At 63.8% G+C, this 20,513-nt stretch carries 18 protein-coding genes; 8 read left to right on the top strand and 10 right to left on the bottom strand.

Going from position 1 to position 20,513, the window contains the following annotated elements; translation table 11 throughout:
* The first annotated feature begins 283 nt into the window (after window positions 1-283).
* Both NK214_RS20155 and NK214_RS20150 read left to right on the top strand, forming a co-directional pair.
* Complete coding sequence (locus NK214_RS20155; protein ID WP_253315336.1) at window positions 284-466, top strand: type II toxin-antitoxin system HicA family toxin; 183 nt, start codon at window positions 284-286, stop codon at window positions 464-466.
* 9 nt (window positions 467-475) lie between these two features.
* Window positions 476-886, top strand: a complete 411-nt coding sequence (locus tag NK214_RS20150; RefSeq protein ID WP_107799897.1) for a type II toxin-antitoxin system HicB family antitoxin — start codon at window positions 476-478, stop codon at window positions 884-886.
* Between the two features lie 171 nt (window positions 887-1,057).
* On the opposite strand, the gene NK214_RS20145 is transcribed toward NK214_RS20150, so the two are convergent.
* Both NK214_RS20145 and NK214_RS20140 read right to left on the bottom strand, forming a co-directional pair.
* Window positions 1,058-1,987 carry a PDR/VanB family oxidoreductase gene (locus tag NK214_RS20145; protein ID WP_253315335.1) on the bottom strand — a complete coding sequence of 310 codons (930 nt, stop codon included), beginning with the start codon at window positions 1,985-1,987 and terminating at the stop codon, window positions 1,058-1,060.
* A gap of 15 nt (window positions 1,988-2,002) precedes the next feature.
* Window positions 2,003-3,148, bottom strand: coding sequence for an aromatic ring-hydroxylating dioxygenase subunit alpha (locus NK214_RS20140; RefSeq protein WP_253315334.1), 1,146 nt, complete (start codon window positions 3,146-3,148; stop codon window positions 2,003-2,005).
* Between the two features lie 170 nt (window positions 3,149-3,318).
* Between NK214_RS20140 and NK214_RS20135 the strand changes: the two genes are divergently transcribed.
* The 5 genes from NK214_RS20135 to NK214_RS20115 all read left to right on the top strand — a co-directional run bounded on the left by NK214_RS20135 (window position 3,319) and on the right by NK214_RS20115 (window position 9,579).
* Complete coding sequence (locus tag NK214_RS20135; protein WP_253315333.1) at window positions 3,319-4,275, top strand: GlxA family transcriptional regulator; 957 nt, start codon at window positions 3,319-3,321, stop codon at window positions 4,273-4,275.
* A gap of 195 nt (window positions 4,276-4,470) precedes the next feature.
* Window positions 4,471-5,997 carry a fumarate hydratase gene (locus NK214_RS20130; protein WP_253315332.1) on the top strand — a complete coding sequence of 509 codons (1,527 nt, stop codon included), beginning with the start codon at window positions 4,471-4,473 and terminating at the stop codon, window positions 5,995-5,997.
* 284 nt (window positions 5,998-6,281) lie between these two features.
* A complete protein-coding gene (locus NK214_RS20125; RefSeq protein ID WP_305883567.1) occupies window positions 6,282-8,000 on the top strand; it encodes a sensor histidine kinase in 1,719 nt (572 codons plus the stop codon).
* A complete protein-coding gene (gene btsR, locus NK214_RS20120) occupies window positions 7,997-8,731 on the top strand; it encodes a two-component system response regulator BtsR (protein ID WP_253315331.1) in 735 nt (244 codons plus the stop codon). Before NK214_RS20125 ends, btsR begins: the two co-directional genes overlap by 4 nt.
* A 71-nt stretch (window positions 8,732-8,802) precedes the next feature.
* On the top strand, window positions 8,803-9,579 hold the full coding sequence (locus tag NK214_RS20115) for a hypothetical protein (RefSeq protein WP_146176666.1): 777 nt from the start codon (window positions 8,803-8,805) through the stop codon (window positions 9,577-9,579).
* Window positions 9,580-9,607: 28 nt separating this feature from the next.
* Here NK214_RS20115 and NK214_RS20110 read toward each other — a convergent pair whose 3' ends face one another.
* From NK214_RS20110 to NK214_RS20100, 3 genes are read right to left on the bottom strand one after another with little or no spacing between them, the layout of a single operon-like run.
* Window positions 9,608-10,096, bottom strand: a complete 489-nt coding sequence (locus NK214_RS20110; RefSeq protein ID WP_253315330.1) for a hypothetical protein — start codon at window positions 10,094-10,096, stop codon at window positions 9,608-9,610.
* Window positions 10,093-10,719 (bottom strand): hypothetical protein, encoded by a 627-nt coding sequence (locus tag NK214_RS20105; RefSeq protein ID WP_253315329.1) that lies wholly within the window; start codon window positions 10,717-10,719, stop codon window positions 10,093-10,095. Before NK214_RS20105 ends, NK214_RS20110 begins: the two co-directional genes overlap by 4 nt.
* Window positions 10,720-10,730: 11 nt before the next feature.
* Window positions 10,731-11,318, bottom strand: a complete 588-nt coding sequence (locus NK214_RS20100; RefSeq protein ID WP_235089557.1) for a PAAR domain-containing protein — start codon at window positions 11,316-11,318, stop codon at window positions 10,731-10,733.
* Between the two features lie 207 nt (window positions 11,319-11,525).
* Here NK214_RS20100 and NK214_RS20095 point away from each other — a divergent pair, with 207 nt between their 5' ends.
* Window positions 11,526-13,334: a carbon starvation protein A gene (locus NK214_RS20095; protein ID WP_253315328.1), complete on the top strand. Its 1,809-nt coding sequence runs from the start codon at window positions 11,526-11,528 to the stop codon at window positions 13,332-13,334.
* 252 nt (window positions 13,335-13,586) lie between these two features.
* Here NK214_RS20095 and NK214_RS20090 read toward each other — a convergent pair whose 3' ends face one another.
* From NK214_RS20090 to zigA, 5 genes are all read right to left on the bottom strand, one after another.
* Window positions 13,587-15,575 (bottom strand): exotoxin A binding domain-containing protein, encoded by a 1,989-nt coding sequence (locus NK214_RS20090; protein ID WP_253315327.1) that lies wholly within the window; start codon window positions 15,573-15,575, stop codon window positions 13,587-13,589.
* Between the two features lie 684 nt (window positions 15,576-16,259).
* Entirely contained in the window at window positions 16,260-17,597 is a 1,338-nt protein-coding gene (locus NK214_RS20085) for a dihydroorotase (RefSeq protein WP_253315326.1), read from the bottom strand.
* Window positions 17,598-18,158, bottom strand: coding sequence for a carbonate dehydratase (locus tag NK214_RS20080; RefSeq protein WP_166451759.1), 561 nt, complete (start codon window positions 18,156-18,158; stop codon window positions 17,598-17,600).
* Between the two features lie 151 nt (window positions 18,159-18,309).
* The gene (gene folE2 / locus NK214_RS20075) at window positions 18,310-19,194 is read right to left on the bottom strand and encodes a GTP cyclohydrolase FolE2 (RefSeq protein WP_253315325.1); all 885 of its coding nucleotides are present in this window, start codon (window positions 19,192-19,194) and stop codon (window positions 18,310-18,312) included.
* On the bottom strand, window positions 19,191-20,432 hold the full coding sequence (zigA, locus tag NK214_RS20070; RefSeq protein WP_227107446.1) for a zinc metallochaperone GTPase ZigA: 1,242 nt from the start codon (window positions 20,430-20,432) through the stop codon (window positions 19,191-19,193). Before zigA ends, folE2 begins: the two co-directional genes overlap by 4 nt.
* Window positions 20,433-20,513: the final 81 nt, after the last annotated feature.

The raw sequence follows: 20,513 nt of genomic DNA, 5'->3' as shown, positions 1-20,513 counted from the left end.
GCGGGGCGGGGCATGGCGTCCCTCGTAGCTGAGTCGCTGATTGGGAGCCAGAGCGCTGGGCTGTCTGCTCAATAACCCCAGGGTTATTGACTGGCCTGTTGTAGAAGCTACAATAAGCTCTGTCCGATAGTCTGCTCAAATGTCGTGCGCGCAAGGGCGCGACAAGGTGAAAACAAAAGCAGAATGTAGAAATGCCATATGAGCATTCTGAACCTGTTCTCACCGTACCGTGTTCACGAAGCGCAGCAGATCGTAAACAGACTCTAAGCGCAGGGGCGACACCGTGACCAGCAAAGAAGTCATCAGCATGATAGAGGCCGACGGCTGGTATCTGGTTGCCGCCAAGGGCAGCCATCAACAGTTCAAACACCCGATCAAGACCAGCCGGGTGACGGTGCCTCACCCCAAGAAGGACATACCGATAGGCACGCTGAACAGCATCAAGAAACAAGCGGGTCTCCAGTAAGGAACCATTATGTACTACCCGATTGCAGTTGAACCCGGTGACGACCAACATGCCTACGGCGTCATCGTGCCGGATCTGCCCGGCTGCTTCTCCGCCGGGGACACTCTGGATGAGGCCATCCGGAACGCCCGAGAAGCCATTGAGCTACATCTGGAAGGGCTGGTGGACGACCTAGACGTTATCCCTCTGGCCAGCAGCGCGCAGGCTCATGTCGGTAAACCCGAGTTTGCCGGCCATCTCTGGGCGCTGGTGGATGTGGACATCACCCGCTATCTGGGTAAAGCGACCAAGATCAATGTCACGTTGCCGGCCAACCTTCTGCACCGTATCGATGAATATGTCGCTTCCCACCCGGAATACGATAGCCGCAGCGGTTTCCTGGCCAAGACCGCGCTAGAAAAGCTGTTGTGTCGGCCGTAAAAGCGGTTAATTTTACTGTTTGAGCATGGATGTGCCGCGGAGCGCACTCAGCCTAGGCCCGCTAACAAAACCGCGCAGCGTACCTGAGTCAAGGCGCGCCGACGCAGGCAGTACAAGTCGTACGACCAGGAGGCGCAACGCAGGATCAGGGGTTTTGTTAGCGGGCCTTAGTTACAAATCCAGCACTAGCGGCCCGCTCCCCGCCGCTCGCGACACGCAGATCATGATGCGCTCCCGCCGCTCCGCCTCGTTCAGGTATTGGTCGCGGTGTTCGGCGTCGCCGGCCAGCAGCCTGGTTTCACAGCTGCCGCAATAGCCTTCCCGGCATAGACAGTCCGGCCGCAGCGAGCTCTGCCGTTCTATCGCCGCCAGGATGGATTCGTCGGCGTCCACTCGCAGCCGCAGGCCGGAGCGGGCCAGTTCCACCTCAAAGCCGGCGCTCTCGGCCGCCGTGTCGGCGCTGAAGCGCTCATAGTGCAGCCGGCCGGCCGGCAAGCGCCGCGCGCAGGCGTCCGCCGTCGCCGCGATCAGCCGTTCCGGCCCGCAGACATACACCTGGCTGTCCGCCGGCGCGGCGGCGATCAGCGCGTCCAGGTCCAGCCTGCGGCCGGCCCGGCTCTCGTACAGGCGGATTCTGGCGTCGCCGCGCTCGGCCAGCTGGGCGGCGAAGGCGGCGCCGGCGGCGTCGCGGAAGGCGTAGTGCAGCTGGTAGTTCGCGTCAGCGCCCAGCGCCGCCATATGGGCGATGAAGGGCGTGATGCCGATGCCGCCGGCGATGAACAGCCGCGGGCCGGGCACGGCGGCCAGCGGGAAACGGTTGGCCGGCGCTTGCACCCGCAGGCGGCTGCCCGGCGCCAGCGCGTGCAGATAACGCGAGCCGCCGCGCGAATCCGGCTCGTGTTTGACCGCGATGCGGTAGACCCCGCCGCCGGGGTCCAGCAACGAGTAGGCCGCCGGCCGGCCCGGCGGCGGCATGTCCACCACGATGTGGCTGCCGGACGGGCAGGGCGGGGCCGGGCCGTCCAGCGGCCGCAGGGTGAAGGCCTTGACGCCGGCGGCCACTTCTTCGATGGCGCAGACTTCGGTGACGATGGCAGGCATGCGCGGCGCTCCGGTTCAGCCGCGGTAGGCGGCGGCCACCATCTGGTGGAAATGGGCGATGCCGTGCTCGCTGATGCCGCTGCGCTGGCTGTCCGCCATGATGCGGCCCTGGCCGCGGTAGCCGCGCGATTGCAGCCCGCGTTGCACGCTTTCCACCAGCCGCAGGTCTTCGGGGCGGAATTCGTCGCGCGCCCAGCTGACGAAGCGGCGCTGTTCCTCGCTCAAATCCTGGTTGAGGAAGAGGATTTCGTAATGCTGGACGGTGACGCCGGCGGATTCCGGAAATTCGTAAATCACCGTCATCGCCGCGTCGCCGGGCACCACGTTGAACATCACGCCGGGCCACAGCCAGTAGCCGTTGAAAGCCTGGTTGGCGGCCTCGCCGTCAAAGGCGTAGCTGCTGTCGCTGGATTGGGCCACGCCGCGCTGCAAGGTCCAGCGGCCGTGAAGGCTGTGGGTGTAGCCGTCGGTGGTCACCGATTGCGAGAAGCTGGGGTGGGCCGGCGCGCAGTGGTAGCACTCCATGTAGTTGTCGACGATGACTTTCCAGTTGGCCGGCGTGGTGGTGATCACGCGCTCGGCCACCTTCAAGTCCGCCACTCGCGGGCACACTTGCATGAAGTGCTCGCGCAGGCCGGCGTATTCGACGTCGATGTCCGGCGCGTCCGGGTCCATGTTGACGAAGACGAAGCCGCAGTATTCGGCCACTCGCAACGGGCTCAGATGGCTGCCGGCTCGGTCGAAGTCCGCCACCTGCTCGCAGTTGCGCGCGTGCGCCAGTTGGCCGTCCAGCTTGAAGGCCCAGGCGTGGTAGGGACAGGTGATCACATTCCTGGCTTGGCCGCTGCCGCTGAGCAGCTCATGGCCGCGGTGCGGGCAGACGTTGTAGAAGGCGCGCAGCTCGCCGTCGCGGTCGCGCAGCAGCAGGATGTTCTCGCCTATCACCCGGCGGGTGACGTAATCGTTGGGCCGGGCCAGCTCGCTGCCGTGGCACAGGCAGAGCCAGGATTTGGCGAAGATCTGTTCTTTTTCGTACTGGAACACCTCGTCGGCGGTGTAGCAGCGCGCCGGCAGGGTGTGGGCGCGCTCGATGTCGCTGCAGAAGTCGGCGGGCAGGCGCGGCGCGGCGGGCGGGGGCTGGATGACGGCGTGCTGTTGCATGGCGGGGCTCCTTCAAAAGCCTTGAGTGGGGGACGGCTGTTGATGATTTAACGGTGTGCCGGCGGCGGGGGAGCGGATGGCCGCGACGCTTACTTTTCATTGCGCGACAATTTGCATTGGCGCGAACCGGGCGCTCGCGCTTATGCTGGCCATGGAGCGTACTGGATTGAATGGGGAGCGCCGTGGTGGACGAATACCATTTCCTGTTGTTGCCGGAGTTTTCCTTCATCGGCTTCGCCGCGCTGATGGAGCCCTTCCGCATCGCCAATCGCTTTCAGCCCGGCGCCAGCCGCTGGCGGCTGTTGTCCGTGGACGGCCAGGCGGTGGCGGCCAGCAACGGCATCGCGCTGATGGTGGACGGCGCGCTGGCGGAGGCCGGGCCGTGCACCTGTCTGTTCGTGGTCAGCAGCTTCCATCCGCTGCGGCATTACACGCCGGAGCTGGGCGCGGCGCTGCGGCGGCTGGAGCGCGGGGGCATGACCCTGGGGGCGATAGACACCGGCTGCTTCATCCTGGCTGAGGCCGGCCTGCTGCGCGGCGAGACGGTGACGCTGCACTGGGAGGCGATTCCGGCCTTCCGGGAACGCTACCCGCAGGTGACCGCCAGCCAGGAGCTGTTCCTGACCGAGCGGCGGCCCACCTCCGCCGGCGCGGCGGCCGGGCTGGATCTGGCGCTGGCCTTGCTGGCGCGCCGTCACGGCCGCGAGCTGGCGCTGGCGGTGTCCGAGCAATTGGTGCAGGGACAGATGCGCAGCCCGTCCGAGCACCAGCGCCTGCAGGTGGCCAGCCGTTATCAGGTGCACAACAAGAAGCTGGCGCAGGCGATACGGCTGATGGAAGAGCAACTGGAGGAGCCGTGGCCGCCGGAGGAGCTGGCCGCGCGTTGCGGCGCCACCCGCCGCCAGCTGGAACGCTTGTTCCGCGCGCATCTCAAGGCCTCGCCGGCGGAGTTCTACCGCGCGCTGAGGCTGGATCGCGCTCGCTGGCTGCTGCGGCAGACCGAGCTGAGCGTGGTGGAAATCAGCGTGGTCTGCGGCTTTGAGTCGCCGTCTTATTTTTCCCGCGCCTATCGCAAGCGTTTCGACCGCAGTCCGAGGGAGGATCGCGAGGATCGCAGCGGCGCTTGAGAAGCTGCTCTCAGCGGTTTTCACCTTGTCTCGCGCTTGCTCGCGAGGCTTTGGACCGGTCCGGAGCCGGGGGGCATTGGCTGGCCGCGGACGGTTTTATCGGGTACTGTTGAGGGTTTGGATTGGCGCGGGCGGCGCGCCTCCATAAAATAACAGGGCAAACCCCAAATAGCCCTACGCTGGAGAAACCCGAAAATGGCCATCATCCGTCAGGAAGACTTCGTGCAAAGCATTGCCGACGCCTTCCAGTTCATCAGCTATTACCATCCCAAAGACTATATCGACGCGCTGTACCAGGCGTATCTGAAGGAAGAGAGCCCGGCGGCCAAGGACGCCATGGCCCAGATCCTGATCAACAGCCGCATGTGCGCGGAAGGCAAGCGCCCGATCTGTCAGGATACCGGCATCGCCGTGGTGTTCCTGAAAGTGGGCATGAAGGTGCAGTGGGACGCCGAATTGTCGGTGCAGGAGATGGTGAACGAAGGCGTGCGTCGCGCTTACCTGAACCCGGACAACAAGCTGCGCGCCTCGGTGCTGCTGGATCCGGCCGGCAAGCGCCAGAACAGCAAGGACAATACCCCGGCGGTGGTGCATTTCGAGATCGTCGAAGGCGACGGCGTGGAAGTGACCTGTGCGGCCAAGGGCGGCGGCTCGGAGAACAAATCCAAGTTCTACGCGCTGAATCCGTCCGACTCCATCGTGGACTGGGTGCTGAAGACCCTGCCCACCATGGGCGCCGGCTGGTGTCCGCCGGGCATTCTCGGCATCGGCATCGGCGGCACGCCGGAAAAGGCGATGCTGCTGGCCAAGGAAAGCCTGATGAGCCATGTGGACATCCAGGATTTGAAAGCTAAGGCCGACAGCGGCGCGGAACTGAGCCGCGTGGAGCAACTGCGCCTGGAACTGTTTGAAAAGGTCAACGCGCTGGGCATCGGCGCCCAGGGCCTGGGCGGCCTGACCACGGTCTTGGACGTGAAGATTCTGGATTACCCCACCCACGCGGCCAGCCTGCCGGTGGCGATGATCCCCAACTGCGCGGCCACCCGCCACGTGCACTTCCACCTGGACGGCAACGGCCCGGCTTCGCTGGAAGCGCCCCGTCTGGAAGACTGGCCGGACATCACTTACGACAACTCCAACGGCAAGCGCGTCAACCTGGACGCCATCACCCCGGAAGAGGTGCAAAGCTGGCAGCCGGGCGACGTGCTGCTGCTCAACGGCAAGATCCTTACCGGCCGCGACGCCGCGCACAAGCGCATGGTGGACATGCTGAACAAGGGCGAGAAGCTGCCGGTGGACTTCACCAACCGCTTCATCTACTACGTGGGCCCGGTGGATCCGGTGCGCGACGAAGTGGTGGGCCCGGCCGGCCCCACCACCGCCACCCGCATGGACAAGTTCACCCGCCAGATGCTGGAGCAGACCGGCCTCCTGGGCATGATAGGCAAGGCCGAGCGCGGTCCCACCGCGATCGAGGCGATCAAGGACAACAAGGCGGTCTATCTGATGGCCGTAGGCGGTTCCGCCTATCTGGTGTCCAAGGCGATCAAGGCGTCCAAAGTGGTGGCCTTCGAAGACCTGGGCATGGAAGCCATTTACGAGTTCGAGGTCAAGGACATGCCGGTGACGGTGGCGGTGGATTCCTGTGGTTCCAGCGTGCACAACACCGGCCCGGCGGAGTGGCGCGTGAAGATAGGCAAGATTCCGGTCATCCCCGTCTGAGAACCTGCCTACGATCTGCTGCGCATCGTGGAGCGTTACACGGTGAGTACGACTTCGAAATGCTCATGTACCGTGAGTACACTCCGCTTTCTCAGCCGCAACGCCTTGTCTCGCCTTAGCTCGCGAGATCGTAAACACGTTCTGAGTCCGCATGAAAGAAACGGTCGCCTTCGGCGGCCGTTTTGGTTTGCGCCGGCGGCGCCTGAAAACGGTTTGATCCAGACCAAGGTCGGGCGGCGAACCGTCGCCTATGCTCGGCGGCACACCCTTATTGTGCTGCCCGCATGTTGACCGAGTTCTCATTGATCCTGACCTTGTTGCAGCAGATGTGCGTTTACCTGGTGATCGCCTATCTCTTGTCCAAGACGCCGTTGTTCATTCCGCTGACCCAGGTCACTATCCGCCTGCCGCACAAGCTGGTGTGCTATCTGGTGTTCTCGGTGTTCTGCGTGATGGGCACTTATTTCGGCTTGCACATCGACGATTCCATCGCCAACACCCGCGCCACCGGCGCGGTGCTGGGCGGCATGCTGGGCGGGCCGTGGGTGGGGCTGGCGGTGGGTTTCACCGGCGGCCTGCATCGTTATTCGCTGGGCGGCGTCACCGCCGGCGCCTGCATGGCGTCCACCATGGCCGAAGGCCTGCTGGGCGGGCTGGTGCACCGTTATTTCGTGCGGCGCGGCCAACTGGGGCGGGTATTCGACCCGCTGGCGGTGGCCGCGGTGGCCTTGCTGGCGGAGTGCATGCAGATGCTGATCCTGCTGGCGGCGGTCAAGCCCTTCGCCGCCGCCTGGCATCTGGTGCGCAGCATCGCCTTGCCGATGATGATAGCCAACACCCTGGGCGCGGCCATGTTCATGCGCATCCTGCTGGACCGGCGCGCGCTGGCGGAGAAGTATTCCTCCGCCTTCTCCTCCAAGGCGCTGCAGATCGCCGCCCGCGCCGAGGGCGTGCTGCGCCACGGCTTTGACCGCGACAACTGCATGACCATGGCGCGCATCCTGTACGAGGAGCTGGGCGTGGGCGCGGTGGCGCTGACCGACCGCGAGCGGCTGCTGGCCTTCATCGGCGCCGGCGCCGACCACCACCTGGCGGGCACGCCGATCACCTCGCCGCTGACCCAGCGCGCCATCGCCGCCAACCAGGTGGTGTACGCCGACGGCAATGAGACGCCATACCGCTGCTCCATCAGCCCGGCTTGCAAGCTGGGCTCCTCGCTGGTGATCCCCTTGCGCGGCGAGGACGAGCGGGTGATCGGCACCATCAAGTTGTACGAGACGCGCAACAAGCTGTTTTCCGGCATCAACCTGACCCTGGGCGAGGGCATTGCCCGGCTGCTGTCCAACCAGATCCTGCAAGGCAAGTACGAACAGCAGAAACAGCTGCTGGCCCAGACCGAAATCAAGCTGCTGCACGCCCAGGTCAATCCGCATTTCCTGTTCAACGCGCTCAACACCCTGTCCGCGGTGATACGCCGCAACCCGGAGCATGCGCGCCAACTGGTGCAATACCTGTCCACCTTTTTCCGCAAGAATCTGAAGCGCTCCAGCGAGATGGCCACGCTGGGCGACGAGATCGACCACGTCAGCGCCTATCTGCGCATCGAGGAGGCGCGCTTCGCCGGCCGGCTGCAAGTGGAGATAGCCGCGCCGGAGGCGGCGCGCCGCGCCGAACTGCCGGCGTTTTCCCTGCAACCGCTGGTGGAAAACGCGATCAAGCACGGCACCTCCCAGCTGCTGGAGCCGGGGCGCATCCGCATTTCCGCCCGCTGCGACGCGCAAGGCCTGCGGGTGACGGTGGAGGACAACGCCGGGCTCTACCGCAAGCCGGAACAGAGCGACGGCCTGGGCATGTCCCTGGTGGACCGCCGCATCCGCGCCCGTTACGGTGAGGCCTACGGGGTGGCGGTGGATTGCGCGCCTGAGCTTTACACCCGAGTCAGCCTGCTGCTGCCCTGTCGTTGCCCGCGGGCGGACGCGCGCCGCGCCGGAGCGGCGGCATGAGCGCGGCCGGCCTGCCCAGCGCGCTGCTGGTGGACGACGAGCCGCTGGCGCGCGAGGAATTGCGCCAGCTATTGCAGACCGCCGGCGGCCTGGACATCGTCGGCGAGTGCGGCAACGCGGTGGAGGCCATCGCCTTCATCCATCGCCGCAAGCCGGACGTGGTGTTCCTGGACATCCAGATGCCGCGCATCAGCGGCCTGGAAATGCTGGCGATGCTGGACCCGGAGGCCATGCCGCAAGTGGTGTTCGTCACCGCTTACGACGCCTACGCGCTGCAGGCCTTTGAAGAACACGCCTGCGACTACCTGCTGAAGCCGGTGGACCCGGCGCGCTTGGCCAAGACCCTGGCGCGGCTACGCCAGCGCGCCGCGTCGCCGCCGGCGGCGGTATGCGCCTTGGCGCCGCTCAGCCTGATTCCCTGCCAGGGCGTCAACCGCATCGTGCTGTGCCGTTTGGAGGAGGTGGCCTATGTCTGCTCCCGGCTCAGCGGCGTTTACGTGGTGGACGCCGCCGGCGTGGAGCGCTTCACCGAGCTGACGCTGCGCACGCTGGAAGAGCGCAGCGATCTGTTCCGCTGCCATCGGCAATACCTGGTGCGCTTGTCGGCGATCCGGGAAATCCTGTTCGGCGACAACGGCGTCGCCACCATCCACACGCTGGATGGTCACAGCCTGCCGGTCAGCCGCCGCTATCTGAAGCCCTTGAAGGACGCGCTGGGCATCGCGAGCTAGCGGCCGCCCGTCCAAATGCGCCGCGCATCCCCCTCCGCTGTGCTAAACCTCAGTCCAGGGGGAGACATTCGATGACAAAACAAATGCTGCTGTGCGCGGCCTGGGCGCTGGGCTGCGCGCCCGGCCTGCTTCATGCCTGCAACGGCACGGCAACCCAGGACAGCTCGCCGGACATCAACCGGCCGGATCTGCACGGCATCGCCGTGTTTCTGCCGCAATTGCTGGAGAACAACCAGAACAGCCCGTTCGCCGAATTGCTGCAAGTGGTGGCCAGACATTACAAGGAAGGCAAGATCAGTTTCAGCATAGAGCCGGTCAAGCGCGTCTATCTGGACGCCAGCGACAAGAACGCGGACTTCCGCTTTCCCATCATGAAGGTGAGGGAGGGCGCGGACGACGCCACGCCCTATCAGTTCACCAAGGAGATGCTGGGCAAGGTCACCTTCGTGCTCTACACCCACAAGACCAAGCCGCTGGACAAAGAGGACGTGCTGCGCATGGCCAATCTGGCCAAATACAATATCGAGGCGCCGCCGGTGAACTGGGGCTTTCCCAGCAAGAGCGTGGTCAATCTGGAGCTATCGCTGAAAAAGCTGAATCTGGGCCGGGTGGACGGGGTGCTGTGGGCGCAGGAGGAGGCGGATTATCTGGTGCGCAAGTTCAAGCTGAACAATATCCGCCGCGCCCGTTTCGACGACTACCCGGACGTGCTCTTCCTCAACTGCAACCGCCGCGGCGATTTCGTCCATCAGGCGCTGAACCGGGCCATCCGCGCCGCGCGCGCCAGCGGCGAACTGCAAAAAGCCTACGCCAAGGTGCATAAGCCCTATCAGGACTGGCAGCCCTGAGGGCCTGTAGACTAAAGACGCTGCATCTTTATGTTCTGCCTACGATAAAATACAAAATACGCTTGCCTGTTAGCTCAAGAATGTATGCATATTTGCTCTTTTGAAAGCTACCACTGCGGCCTATGCCATCAAAATTATCCGTTATGCAAAGATATTTCTTCGGACCCTCCTCAAGTAATGCCCAATAAGCTAATTCAACATGAACCACCGGCTTGCTCACCTTTGCTACTCCTGGAAGCAGTGTCGAGCGATTAATAGGCCAGAGTTTGCCCATGTAAAGTACCGCGCCTCCCTTTGGCGAGGTGGCAAAGCCAATGTCAATACCCTCGTGTTTTACATACTCAGCAGTGTACCCTGGCTTATAGCCATCTTCTTGAATAATTTCATTTGTCCGTATTTCAACCGAGCTTATGCCACCTCTAGCCTGTGTTTCTAGGCAACTACTGATCACATTGGCAGATGGCGCTGCGAATAGTGCGGTTGAAATTAAAGCCAATGCAATGCCAAGCGATTTCATTTATATTCCTTCGCCTTGGTAAACCGCAAATAGTCCGTGTTCTGCTTCCAAAAGATTGTTCCCCCATGGGCAGCCGTGGACTCATAGACGTGATCGTAGCGATAAAGCTCCTCCTTGTAAGTTTCTATTTTTCCGTTTGCTTTCTTTTTGGTGACTTTGTGTTTTATAACCAGCTTTGACGACTCATTGATATCATAAATGTTGTGCGATGGGTCGGTAAAACGAATGCCGACCCTTACCTTGAAATGTTTTTTGTAGTTGGATTTAATATCGGCGCCATCCCAAAACCAAGCGCCATTAGATTTGTCAGGGCCATTTGCCAGCGCATTTTCTGCGGCGGCTATAGCGATTTTCATCCCGGCGTTGGCCAGTATGTCCTCGTCTTTTGTCTTTTTAAAGTGGGCATAACGCTTATTGCCATTCCCGACTACAAATGAAAAAGATGGTTCACCTGCCACAAACGCGGCCATGCTGGAATAACCCCGAGCATCTCTTTGACGCTTTAGCACGCTGGCCAGGGCGTACATTTCATCGGGGCTATCCGCCAGAGATGCTTCGCCATACGCCATGGCGGCTAACAGGCGAACCTCCGGGTTTATCCTCGGTTTGGCTATAGCTGTCATGATTTGAGTCCCTAATCACGTTTAGCGGAATCACGCTCCAGCCACATGACGAAGTCCGAGTTCCCTCCTTGGATCGCGTTTGTCTTGCCTGAGTTGAAGCTTCCTTTATGAGTGACGCGCTCTTTGTTTTGATAAAGATCGTAGCGATAGCCTTCAACGGGATGACCGGACTCATCTTCAAGTGTGTACCAATGCTCGATAATCTCATTTTCCAAAGCTGCGGCAGCAGCCGTCGCTACAAGTACAACAGCACGAGCTGTCCCTCCAACGCTTGCCGCACCGCTGGCTTCATAACTACGCCCAACCTCACCCAGTGTTGAGATCAAGGTAGCGCCACAGCTAACTTTGTGTCCTTCCAGTGCCGTTGCTTTACCGTCGATGATCCATGAGGGATCCCCTTCAACAATGACACAGCCAGTATGTCCCTGTTGTGGGCAGCTTACTGGGTCGCCAATCCGAGCGACAGGCTTCCCAAAGAAAGTCGTTGTGGGCGCTGCGCCCGTGACAAAACCGCCATGATCTGTCGGGTCGCCCAAGCGAATCACTCTCTTCATAGCCATACCGTCAATATGGTTAATGAAGCAAAAACCATAGATCATTTTTATTGATTAATCTGCTGGCCTTTTGACTCGTTTTTGAGCTGCGCTCATATGCTCGCGAGTTCGTGAGCTGACGCCTGCCTTGTGCCGCTCGCCCCGCTCTGGCCGCCGCTGGCGACGCCATTCGGCCGCTGAGCCGTTTTCCGCCCCACGGAGACCGCGCCCGCGCGTAAGTTCCGGGTGAGACTATCACCGGAGCTGACAAAAATGGATCACGCATTGACCTTCGTGATCGCCACCCTTTGCATACTTGCCATCTGCTACCGCCTGTACGGGGTGTTCTTCACGCGCAAGGTATTGGGTGTCGATGATAGCGCCGTGACCCCGGCGCATGAGTTAAAGGACGGCAAGGATTATGTGCCCACCAGCAAGTGGGTGGCGTTTGGCGGCCACTTCGCCGCCATTGCGGCGGCCGGTCCGCTGGTGGGACCGGTGCTGGCCGCCCAGTACGGCTATCTGCCCAGCATGCTGTGGCTGCTGATAGGCTGTGTGATCGGCGGCGCGGTGCACGACACCGTGGTGTTGTTCGCCTCGATGAAGCATCACGGCAAATCGCTGTCGGAAGTGGCCAAGACCGAGCTGGGTCCCTGGGCCGGCTGGTGCACCGGCCTGGCCATGCTGTTCATCATCACCATCACCATGGCCGGCCTGTCCATGGTGGTGGTGCATGCGCTGGAGCGCAATCCCTGGGGCGCGTTCGCGGTGAGCATGACCATTCCCATCGCCATCGCCGTCGGCCTGTGGGAGCGCGTCACCGGCAGCATGAAGAACGCCAGCTATGTCGGCGTCGCCGCCATCATGGCCTGTGTGTTCGCCGGCCCCTACATCCAGGGCACCGCGTTGGGCGAGCTGCTGACGCTGAAGGCGTCCACCGTGTCCCTGCTGCTGCCCGTCTACGCCTTCTTCGCCACCGCGCTGCCGGTGTGGATGCTGCTGACCCCGCGCGCCTGTCTGTCCAGCTTCATGAAGATAGGCGTGTTCGGCCTGTTGGTGGTGGGCGTGGTGTTCATCAACCCGCAAATCCAGTTCCCGGCCGTCACCCAGTTCATCCACGGCGGCGGCCCGGTGCTGGCCGGCCCGGTATGGCCGTTCATCTCCATCACCATCGCCTGCGGCGCCATTTCCGGTTTCCACGCCTTCATCGGCTCCGGCACCACGCCCAAGCAGATAGACCGCTGGAGCGACATCCTGCCGGTGGGTTTCGGCGCGATGTTGGCCGAATGCGTTGTGGGGGTGATGGCCTTGATCGCCGCCACCGCCTTGCACCCGGCGGATTACTTCGCCATCAACTCCGCGCCGGACACCTTCGCCAAGCTGGGCATGCAGGTGGTGAACCTGCCGCAGCTGTCTCAGGAGATCGGCCTGGACCTGTATGGCCGCACCGGCGGCGCGGTGACGCTGGCGGTGGGCATGGCGGACATCTTCACCCGCATTCCCTGGTTCCATAATCTGGCGTCCTATTTCTTCCAGTTCATGGTGATGTTCGAAGCGGTGTTCATCCTCACCGCCATTGATTCCGGCACCCGCGTCGCCCGTTATCTGATCCAGGACTTCGTCGGCGACGCCTGGGCGCCGCTCAAGCGCACTGACTGGATGCCCGGCGCCATCGGCGCTTCGGTGGTGGCCTGCCTGCTGTGGGGCTATCTGCTGAACTCCGGCGACATCAATTCGGTGTGGGCCTTGTTTGGCGTGTCCAATCAGCTGATGGCGTCCATCGGCCTGATCATCGGCGCCACCATCATCCTGCGGCTGTCGCACAATCGCGCCTACATGATGACCTGCCTGCTGCCGCTGGCTTATCTCTACGTCACCGTCAATTACGCCGGTTACTGGATGATCAAGCACGTTTACCTGAACCCGGCGGCCAAGGGCTACAACCTGTTCAACGCCGCCATCTCTATCGCCATGCTGGCGCTGGGCCTGGTGATCCTGCTGTCCGCCTGCCGCAAGTGGATGGAGCTGCTGGCGCGGCCGGCGCCGGACGCGAGCCGGGAACTGGCCGCTGCCAAGGCTTGAGCTGAACAAAACGATGGGGTAAGACTTGGCCCGCTGGGAACAGCGGGCTTTTTTTGCGCCAGGGCCGTGAGAGTCTGTTTAGGTTCTTGCGAGCAAGAGCGAGACAAGGCGTTGCGGCTGAAGAAGCGGAATGTACATACGGTACAGGAGCATTCTGAAGCGGTACCCACCGTGTAACGCTCCACGACGCGCAGCAGATCGTAAACAGGCCCTGAGAAAGCCGGAGGGCGCTTTCCCAGGGCCTGATGGTGGTCAGCGCTTGGTGACGTAGTCAGGCAGGCCGCTGATCTTCTTCTCGTAGTCCGGCACATTGATGGGCCGCACGCTGTTGTTGCCCTGAATCATCGACGGAATCGCCACCGCGTGTTCCGCCAGATCCCAGCCCAGAATGGTTTCATCCGCTTCGCCGGGGTCTTGCGGCCCGGTGATCGACTCATAGCCCAAGAGGCTGTTCAAGGTGACGTTGCGGCCGAGCAAGCGGCTGATCTCCCTGAGCGCCGCGGCCTCGTCGCTAAGCGGCTGGCTGGTGCGGAACAGGCGGGAGAGGGCGGTTCTGGGCACGTAGACGCGCATCATGATGCCGGTGGCGCCGGAGTCGTTGTCCAGCGCGTAGCCGTAGGCGACGTTCGGATCGCCGGCGATGTAGAGGCCGCGCCAGATCGGCTGCAGATCCTGGGTGCGGTGAGTGATGCCGGCGGTGACGATGCTTGTGGCGGCGGCGCGGGAGCCGCCGTGATAGCCGGCGAAGACATAGCCCTGGTCCAGCAGCCGCTGATGGGTGGCCAGCAGGCGTTCCTGGCTCCAGTTGCCGGTGGTGCCGTTGGCGAGGAATTCCACCGCTTCGCCCGGCGCGAAGAAGCTTGAGCCGGGGTGGTACTCGCGGTTGACGTGGGCGCCGTCGGCGTTGGCGGCGGCGCAAGGCTCGCTGTCGGCCGGGCAAGTCAGGGACAGCACGTCCGCTCTTTGCGCGTCGTCGGCGCTGGCGCCGGCGTGGTTGGCGCGATAGGCGTTCAAGCGCGCTTCCGCCTCGGCCAGGCCTTCGCGGGCCAGTTCCGGCGTTTCGCGCACCGCGGTGCCCAATTGCTCCAGCGCCTCCGGATCTTGCGCGCCGCTGACCGGGCGGGAATGGATCAAGTCATCGACCACCTGGCGGAAACGGTCGAAGGACAGCCGGGTGGCGATGTACAGCCCGACGATGTTTTCCACCCGGAAGCCGCAAGCGGACAGCTCTTCCCATCCCCTGGGCTGGCGGCTGCGGGCCAGGGATTCCAGCGGGATGCCGCAGACGCGGTGGGCGGACAGCGCGCCCAAGGCGTTTTCCTTGCTGAAGTGCACCCGGTGCTGGATGGGCGCTTTGGCCAGCGGTTTGAATTCATTGATCTGCGGCTTGCCGGCCACCACCTGGTACAGCTTGCCTTCCCAGGTCTTGTTCAACTGGCAGCGGTTTTGGGTGACATAGTTGTAGATGGCGTCCAGCGGGTCCAGCCAGCACAGCAGGACGCCGCTATGCCATTCGCTCCAGCGCTTTTGCCGGTTGTGCTGCGTGGGCGCGGCGGTGTAGCCCACGCCCGGCCAAGACAGGATGATGTCGTTTCTTGGATTGGCGGAGCTGAACGCCAGCTTGGCCTTGTCCGGCCAGCGCGCCAGCGCGGCGTTGTCCAGGTCCACGCTGTACAGCGGCGAGTGATCGACGATCTTCTTATTGCTGTCCATGTCCATGATGAACAGCTTGATGCTGGTGGGCGCGTCTTTGCCGATGGGCACCACCCAATTCAGCGTGAACCATTCGGTGCGGCGCTTATGGGTGAATGTCTTGACCTTGCCGTCCGGGGCGGCCAGTTCAATGGTCAAAGTGCCCGGCGCGTGGCCGGTGCTTTGGCCGTCGTTGATCCGGACCTTGGCGAAGTTGTCGATCTTGATGGTGGCGCTATTATTGGCCGCGGCGATGAGACGGTCTTGCACGAACATCGAGTAATACAGCACGCCTTCGTCCGGCGACGGGGTGATTTGCAGCGGCAATGAGGTGCTGATGAATTTACCCGGTTCCGCCGGCGAGAGAATGCAGTTGTCCGCGCATTGCTTGAAGATTTCGAAATCGGTTTTGATGACGGAACTGGCGGCCTGTTTGAAATTAGCGGTCTGTACCGATCCGGCGGAAAAGGGGCTGGCTTCGTCGGTTTCGCACGCGGACAATAAGGGAATCAGGCCCGCGGCAAGGGCAAGGCTTTTATACAATCGCATATGGCGCTCCTAAGTGATGGAATGAAGCGAGCGAGCCATTGTTGTGATCATTTTTGTAAATGATTGAATTTTATATTTACAGTATTCCGCTGTTTGTTTTTTAAGGTCAATGGTAAATAATTACAGACCTATGTCATTGATTTTAATTGTTAAATTGCTTTCTAGGAAAGTATTAAATAAAGATGGTTTTGTAAGGACTTTATTGTTGTTTCTATTGATGTGATGGATGGATATTTGAATGTTTATTGAGGGGAGGGGGCGGAATGGCGATGCGGTTTCAATTAGACCGCCTTGGCTTGACGTATTTGGCCGTTTAGCCAACCCTTTTCGCCATGCTATCGCGCGGCATGGTCGGTATCGGCATAAGTGTTAATGGCGGGCGCTGGCGGGGAGCCCTCACGGGCTGCCGGTTCCGATATGCCGGTCTGTCAACCCTGTTAGGCGTCTGCCGCCTCCATTCTGCGTTGTCTTGAGGTATCCGCCTGGCTTGCCAACCGATTCTGTCAGCCGTCGTGTGGCTAGGATAGGGCCGTCGGCTTTCTCCGCGTGGGTATCGCTGCGCTCCACCCACCCTACCCAGGGGACGCTGCGCGAGGCGTTAGTCCGTAGGGTGGGTGGAGCCATCGGCGATACCCACCGGCAGCGGCTTCGGGAGCCCGCCGACAGCCGGTCTTGAACCGGCCCTCAGCGCACAAACCGCAGCGGCAGGCCCTGGCAGTCCGGCTGGATGCGGCCCTGGAACCAAGCCAATTGACCGGAAACGATGGTGGCGCTGACCGCGTGGCGGAAGGCCAGGTGCGGGAAGGGGGTCCAGCCGCAATGGGCCAGCAGGGCGTCGCGGCAGACCGGGCGCGGCGCGGGCAGGCGCTGCACCAGCGTCAGATCGGCCCAATAGCCTTCGCGCAGATAGCCGCGTTCGGCGATGGCGAAGCGGGTGGCCACCGCGTGGCTGGTCTTGTCCACCAGTTGCGGCAGCGTCAGTTCGCCGTCGGCCACCAATTCCAGCAGCGCCGGCAGCGCGTGCTGGACCAGCGGCAGGCCGGCCGGGGCCTGGGCGTAGGGCTGCTGTTTTTCCTCCCAGGCGTGCGGCGCGTGATCGGTGCCGATCAGGTCGATGCGGCCGTCGCGCAGCGCCTGGCGCAGCGCGTCGCGGTCAGCGCGGCTTTTGATCGCCGGATTGCATTTGATCAGGTGGCCCAGGCGGGCGTAGTCGCCGTCGTCCAGCAGCAGGTGGTGGACGCAGGCTTCGGCGGTGATGCGCTTGCCGGCGACGGGGCCGGGAGGGAACAGCTCCAGTTCGCGCGCGCTGCTCAGGTGCAGCACGTGCAGCTGGCTGCCGTGGCGTTGCGCCAGCTCCACCGCCAGCCGGGTGGATTGGTAGCAGGCTTCGGCGTCGCGGATCAGCGGGTGCTGGTCCGGCGGGATGTCGTCGCCGAAGCGCAGCCGCCAGGCGGCTTCGCGCTCGCGGATGCGCGGCGTGTGTTCGCAGTGGGTGAGGATGGGCAGCGGGCAAGCGGCGAACAGCCGTTCCAGCGCGGCCGGGTCGTCCAGCAGCAGGTCGCCGGTGCTGGCGCCCATGAACACTTTGACGCCGGCGGCGCGGTTGGGCGGCAGCGCGGCGATCAGCGCTAGATTGTGGCGGGTGGCGCCCAGGTGGAAGCCGTAATTGGCCACCGAGCCGGCGGCGGCGCGGCTTTCCTTGTCCGCCAGCGCGTCCAGGCAGGTGGTGGCCGGCCGGGTGTTGGGCATGTCCATGAAGCTGGTGACGCCGCCGGCCACCGCGGCGCGGGATTCGCTGGCGATGCTGCCCTTGTGCGGTGCGCCGGGTTCGCGGAAGTGGACTTGGTCGTCGATCATGCCGGGCAGCAGCCATTGGCCGGCGGCGTCGATGTCGATGTCGCCGGGGCGGCCGGGCAGGCTGGCATCGATGCGGCGGATGCGGCCGTTGCCGACGCGCAGGTCGGCTTCCCACTCGCGGCCGTCGCTGACCAGGCGGGCGTTGCGGATCAGGATGTCGCTCATTCAGAACTCGTTTTGCAGCGCTTTGTAGCCGCGCACCAGTTCGCTGTTGGCGCGCAGCACGTCTTCGGAGAATTCGGCGGCGGACACGCTGGCCTTGGGCAGGCGCGCGGTGTCGCTGGCCGCGCCTATGCGTTCGGTGGAGGCCACGTAGCAGCCGGCCGGCAGTTCGCAGCCGTCCACCACCGCGTTGTGGCGCACCACGCAGCCGTCGCCGACGCGGCAGTTGAACAGCACGCTGTTGAAGCCGACGAAGACGCGTTCGCCCACGGCGCAGGGGCCGTGGATGATGGAGCGGTGGGCGATGGAGGTGTGCGCGCCGATGGCGACGGCGGCGCCGGCCTTGGAGTGGATGACCACGCCGTCCTGGATATTGGAGTGGGGGCCGATGACGATGGCCTCCATCTCGCCGTTGGCGTCCACTTCGTCGGCGCGGATCACCGCGTAGGGGCCGATGAAGACATGGTCGTGGACGATGATCTTGCCGCAGAGGATGGCGGTCTTGTCGACGTAGGCGGATTCGGCGATCACCGGCAGGTGGCCGGAGGGGTTTTTGCGTATCAAGCGCTGCTCCCTGAGAGAGTGTTCACGATCTGCTGCGCTGCGGCGATACGGCGTTGAGAACATCTTCGAAATGCTCAGGTACCGAACGTACATTCCGCTTTCTCCGCTGTTCTCGCCTTGTCTCGCTCTTGCTCGCGAGATCGTGGATAGCTTATGAGAGTTGGCTGGCCGCCACCGCGTCGTGCGGGTGCAGGCTTTCCTGGTGGCGGACGTCCACCCGGCTCAGGCCGTGGCCGGCCAGCGCCGCTTGCAGCCGGCGCGCGGCGTCTTCCACATACATCAGATTGGCGCCGTTGAGCGCGGCGAAGGCTTGTTCGTCGGCGCGCTTGACCGCGGTTTGCACCGGGGTGGCCAGCGCTTGTTCGGCCAGGTCTATGCGCGCCGCCAGCTCCCAGCCGGCGGCGTCGGCGGGGATGTCGAAGCGCAGCCGCGCCTGGCTGCGCTGGCTGTGCGGGGTGGCCAGGGTGGCGTGTTCCAGCAGCCAGTCGTAGACCGCGTCCGGCGTGGCCGCGCGCTCCTGTTGGCGGAAGGCGTCGGCGATCAGCCGGCGCGCCAGCGCGGCGGAGCAGGGGCAGGTGGAGGAGTAGGCGATTTCCACTTCGGCCCACGGCCGGCAGCCGCCGCCGTCGAGTTCGGCGCCCAGCGCGGCGGGGTAGGCCTTCCAGCCGGACAGGCCCGGCGTGGCCAGCGCCGGGCGCTGGCACAGCAGTTCGAAGCGGAATTCCGCGCGGGCGGCGTCGCTGCCGCAGTCGGCGTGGCTGTCCGCCATCGCCCGCAGCAGCCGGCTTAGGGCGTCCGGGCTCAGCGGCGCGGCGTCGGCGTGGGCTTGCAGCAGCCGGTAGAGCCGGGACATGTGGATGCCCTTGATCGCCGGCCGGGGCAGGTTGACTTGCACGCTGGCGCGGGCGGCGACGCAGCCGTGGGCGGCGTCCGCCAGCCGCAGCGGCAGCGCGATGCCGTCCATACCCACCCAGTTCAAGGGCAGCAGCGCGGCGGCGGCGCCGCTGCGCGCGATATCGGGCAGCGGGGCGTTCATGCGGCGTCCTCGGCAAGGGTGTCCAGCGGCGGGAAGGGGTCCGGCAGCAGCGCCCAGGCGGCCGGGCCGGCGGCCATTTCGGCCTCGTCCAGCAGGCAGTCGTCCAATTGCCGGCGCAGTTCGGCTTCGTTCATGGCGATGCCGATCAGCACCAGTTCTTGACGCGCGTCGCCGATGCCGTCCCGCCAGTGGCTTTCGATCTGGCGCAGGCTGTCTTCGTCCTGCGGCCAGTATTCGCGCGGGGTGGCGGCCCACCATTGGCCGGCCAGCTCGTGGCGGCACACCGCGCCGGCCTGCGACCACAGCTGGGCGTGGGCCGGGCGGCTGGCCAGCCAGAAATAGCCCTTGGAGCGCAGCACGCCCGGCCATTCCCGCTGCGCCAGTTCAAAGAAGCGCTGGGGGTGGAAGGGGCGGCGCGCGCGGTAGACGAAGCTGGCGATGCCGTATTCCTCGGTTTCCGGCGTGTGTTCGCCGCGCAGCTCGCTGAGCCAGCCGGGGGCGTCGGCGGCGGCGTCGAAGTCGAACAGGCCGGTGTCGAGCACCGCGTCCAGCGGCACCTGGCCGAAGCGGGCTTCGACGATGCGGGCGCGCGGGTTGAGCTGGCGCAGAATGCCGGCCAGCCGTTCCTTGTCCGCGGCGTCGATCAGATCGGTTTTGTTGAGCACGATCACGTCGCAGAACTCCACTTGTTCGATCAACAGGTCCGCCACCGTGCGCTCGTCGGCCTCGCCCAGGGATTCGCCGCGTTGCCGCAGCTGATCGCGCGAGGCGTAGTCGCGCAGGAAGTGACAGGCGTCCACCACGGTGACCATGGTGTCCAGCCGCGCGGAGTCGGCCAGGCTGCGGCCCTGCTCATCGGCGAAGGTGAAGGTTTCCGCCACCGGCAGCGGTTCGGCGATGCCGGTGGATTCGATCACCAGTTGGTCGAAGCGGCCTTCGCGCGCCAGCCGCGACACTTCCAGCAGCAGGTCTTCGCGCAGGGTGCAGCAGATGCAGCCATTGCTCATCTCCACCAGTTTTTCCTCGGTGCGCGACAGCGCGGCGCCGCCTTCGCGCACCAGGGCGGCGTCGATATTGACCTCGCTCATATCGTTGACGATCACCGCCACGCGGCGGCCTTCGCGGTTGTTGAGGATGTGGTTGAGCAAGGTGGTTTTGCCGGCGCCGAGGAAGCCGGACAGCACGGTGACCGGCAGTCTGGCGTCTAGCGCGGCGGAGGAGGAGGGCGTGGGCGTCATGGCATGGGGTCCGATTAGGTGAGGGCGATGCGAGTGGCGAAGGAAGGCCTTTGGCTGTTCGCGGTTTTTGTTATGTTATAA

This window comes from Chromobacterium sp. S0633, assembly GCF_024158805.1.
Taxonomy (GTDB): Bacteria; Pseudomonadota; Gammaproteobacteria; order Burkholderiales; family Chromobacteriaceae; genus Chromobacterium.
The sequence above is the reverse complement of the archived record's forward strand: the minus strand, read 5'-3'. Positions and strand labels throughout refer to the sequence as shown.

Excerpts from the sequence above, each read along its gene's own strand:
- NK214_RS20115 (WP_146176666.1), top strand. The coding sequence starts at position 8,803 with ATGACAAAACAAATGCTGCTGTGCGCGGCCTGGGCGCTGGGCTGCGCG.
- NK214_RS20125 (WP_305883567.1), top strand. The coding sequence starts at position 6,282 with ATGTTGACCGAGTTCTCATTGATCCTGACCTTGTTGCAGCAGATGTGC.
- zigA (WP_227107446.1), bottom strand. The coding sequence starts at position 20,432 with ATGACGCCCACGCCCTCCTCCTCCGCCGCGCTAGACGCCAGACTGCCG.
- NK214_RS20140 (WP_253315334.1), bottom strand. The coding sequence starts at position 3,148 with ATGCAACAGCACGCCGTCATCCAGCCCCCGCCCGCCGCGCCGCGCCTG.
- btsR (WP_253315331.1), top strand. The coding sequence starts at position 7,997 with ATGAGCGCGGCCGGCCTGCCCAGCGCGCTGCTGGTGGACGACGAGCCG.
- NK214_RS20105 (WP_253315329.1), bottom strand. The coding sequence starts at position 10,719 with ATGACAGCTATAGCCAAACCGAGGATAAACCCGGAGGTTCGCCTGTTA.
- NK214_RS20100 (WP_235089557.1), bottom strand. The coding sequence starts at position 11,318 with ATGATCTATGGTTTTTGCTTCATTAACCATATTGACGGTATGGCTATG.
- NK214_RS20145 (WP_253315335.1), bottom strand. The coding sequence starts at position 1,987 with ATGCCTGCCATCGTCACCGAAGTCTGCGCCATCGAAGAAGTGGCCGCC.
- NK214_RS20150 (WP_107799897.1), top strand. The coding sequence starts at position 476 with ATGTACTACCCGATTGCAGTTGAACCCGGTGACGACCAACATGCCTAC.
- folE2 (WP_253315325.1), bottom strand. The coding sequence starts at position 19,194 with ATGAACGCCCCGCTGCCCGATATCGCGCGCAGCGGCGCCGCCGCCGCG.
- NK214_RS20110 (WP_253315330.1), bottom strand. The coding sequence starts at position 10,096 with ATGAAATCGCTTGGCATTGCATTGGCTTTAATTTCAACCGCACTATTC.
- NK214_RS20135 (WP_253315333.1), top strand. The coding sequence starts at position 3,319 with ATGGGGAGCGCCGTGGTGGACGAATACCATTTCCTGTTGTTGCCGGAG.
- NK214_RS20095 (WP_253315328.1), top strand. The coding sequence starts at position 11,526 with ATGGATCACGCATTGACCTTCGTGATCGCCACCCTTTGCATACTTGCC.
- NK214_RS20130 (WP_253315332.1), top strand. The coding sequence starts at position 4,471 with ATGGCCATCATCCGTCAGGAAGACTTCGTGCAAAGCATTGCCGACGCC.
- NK214_RS20090 (WP_253315327.1), bottom strand. The coding sequence starts at position 15,575 with ATGCGATTGTATAAAAGCCTTGCCCTTGCCGCGGGCCTGATTCCCTTA.
- NK214_RS20085 (WP_253315326.1), bottom strand. The coding sequence starts at position 17,597 with ATGAGCGACATCCTGATCCGCAACGCCCGCCTGGTCAGCGACGGCCGC.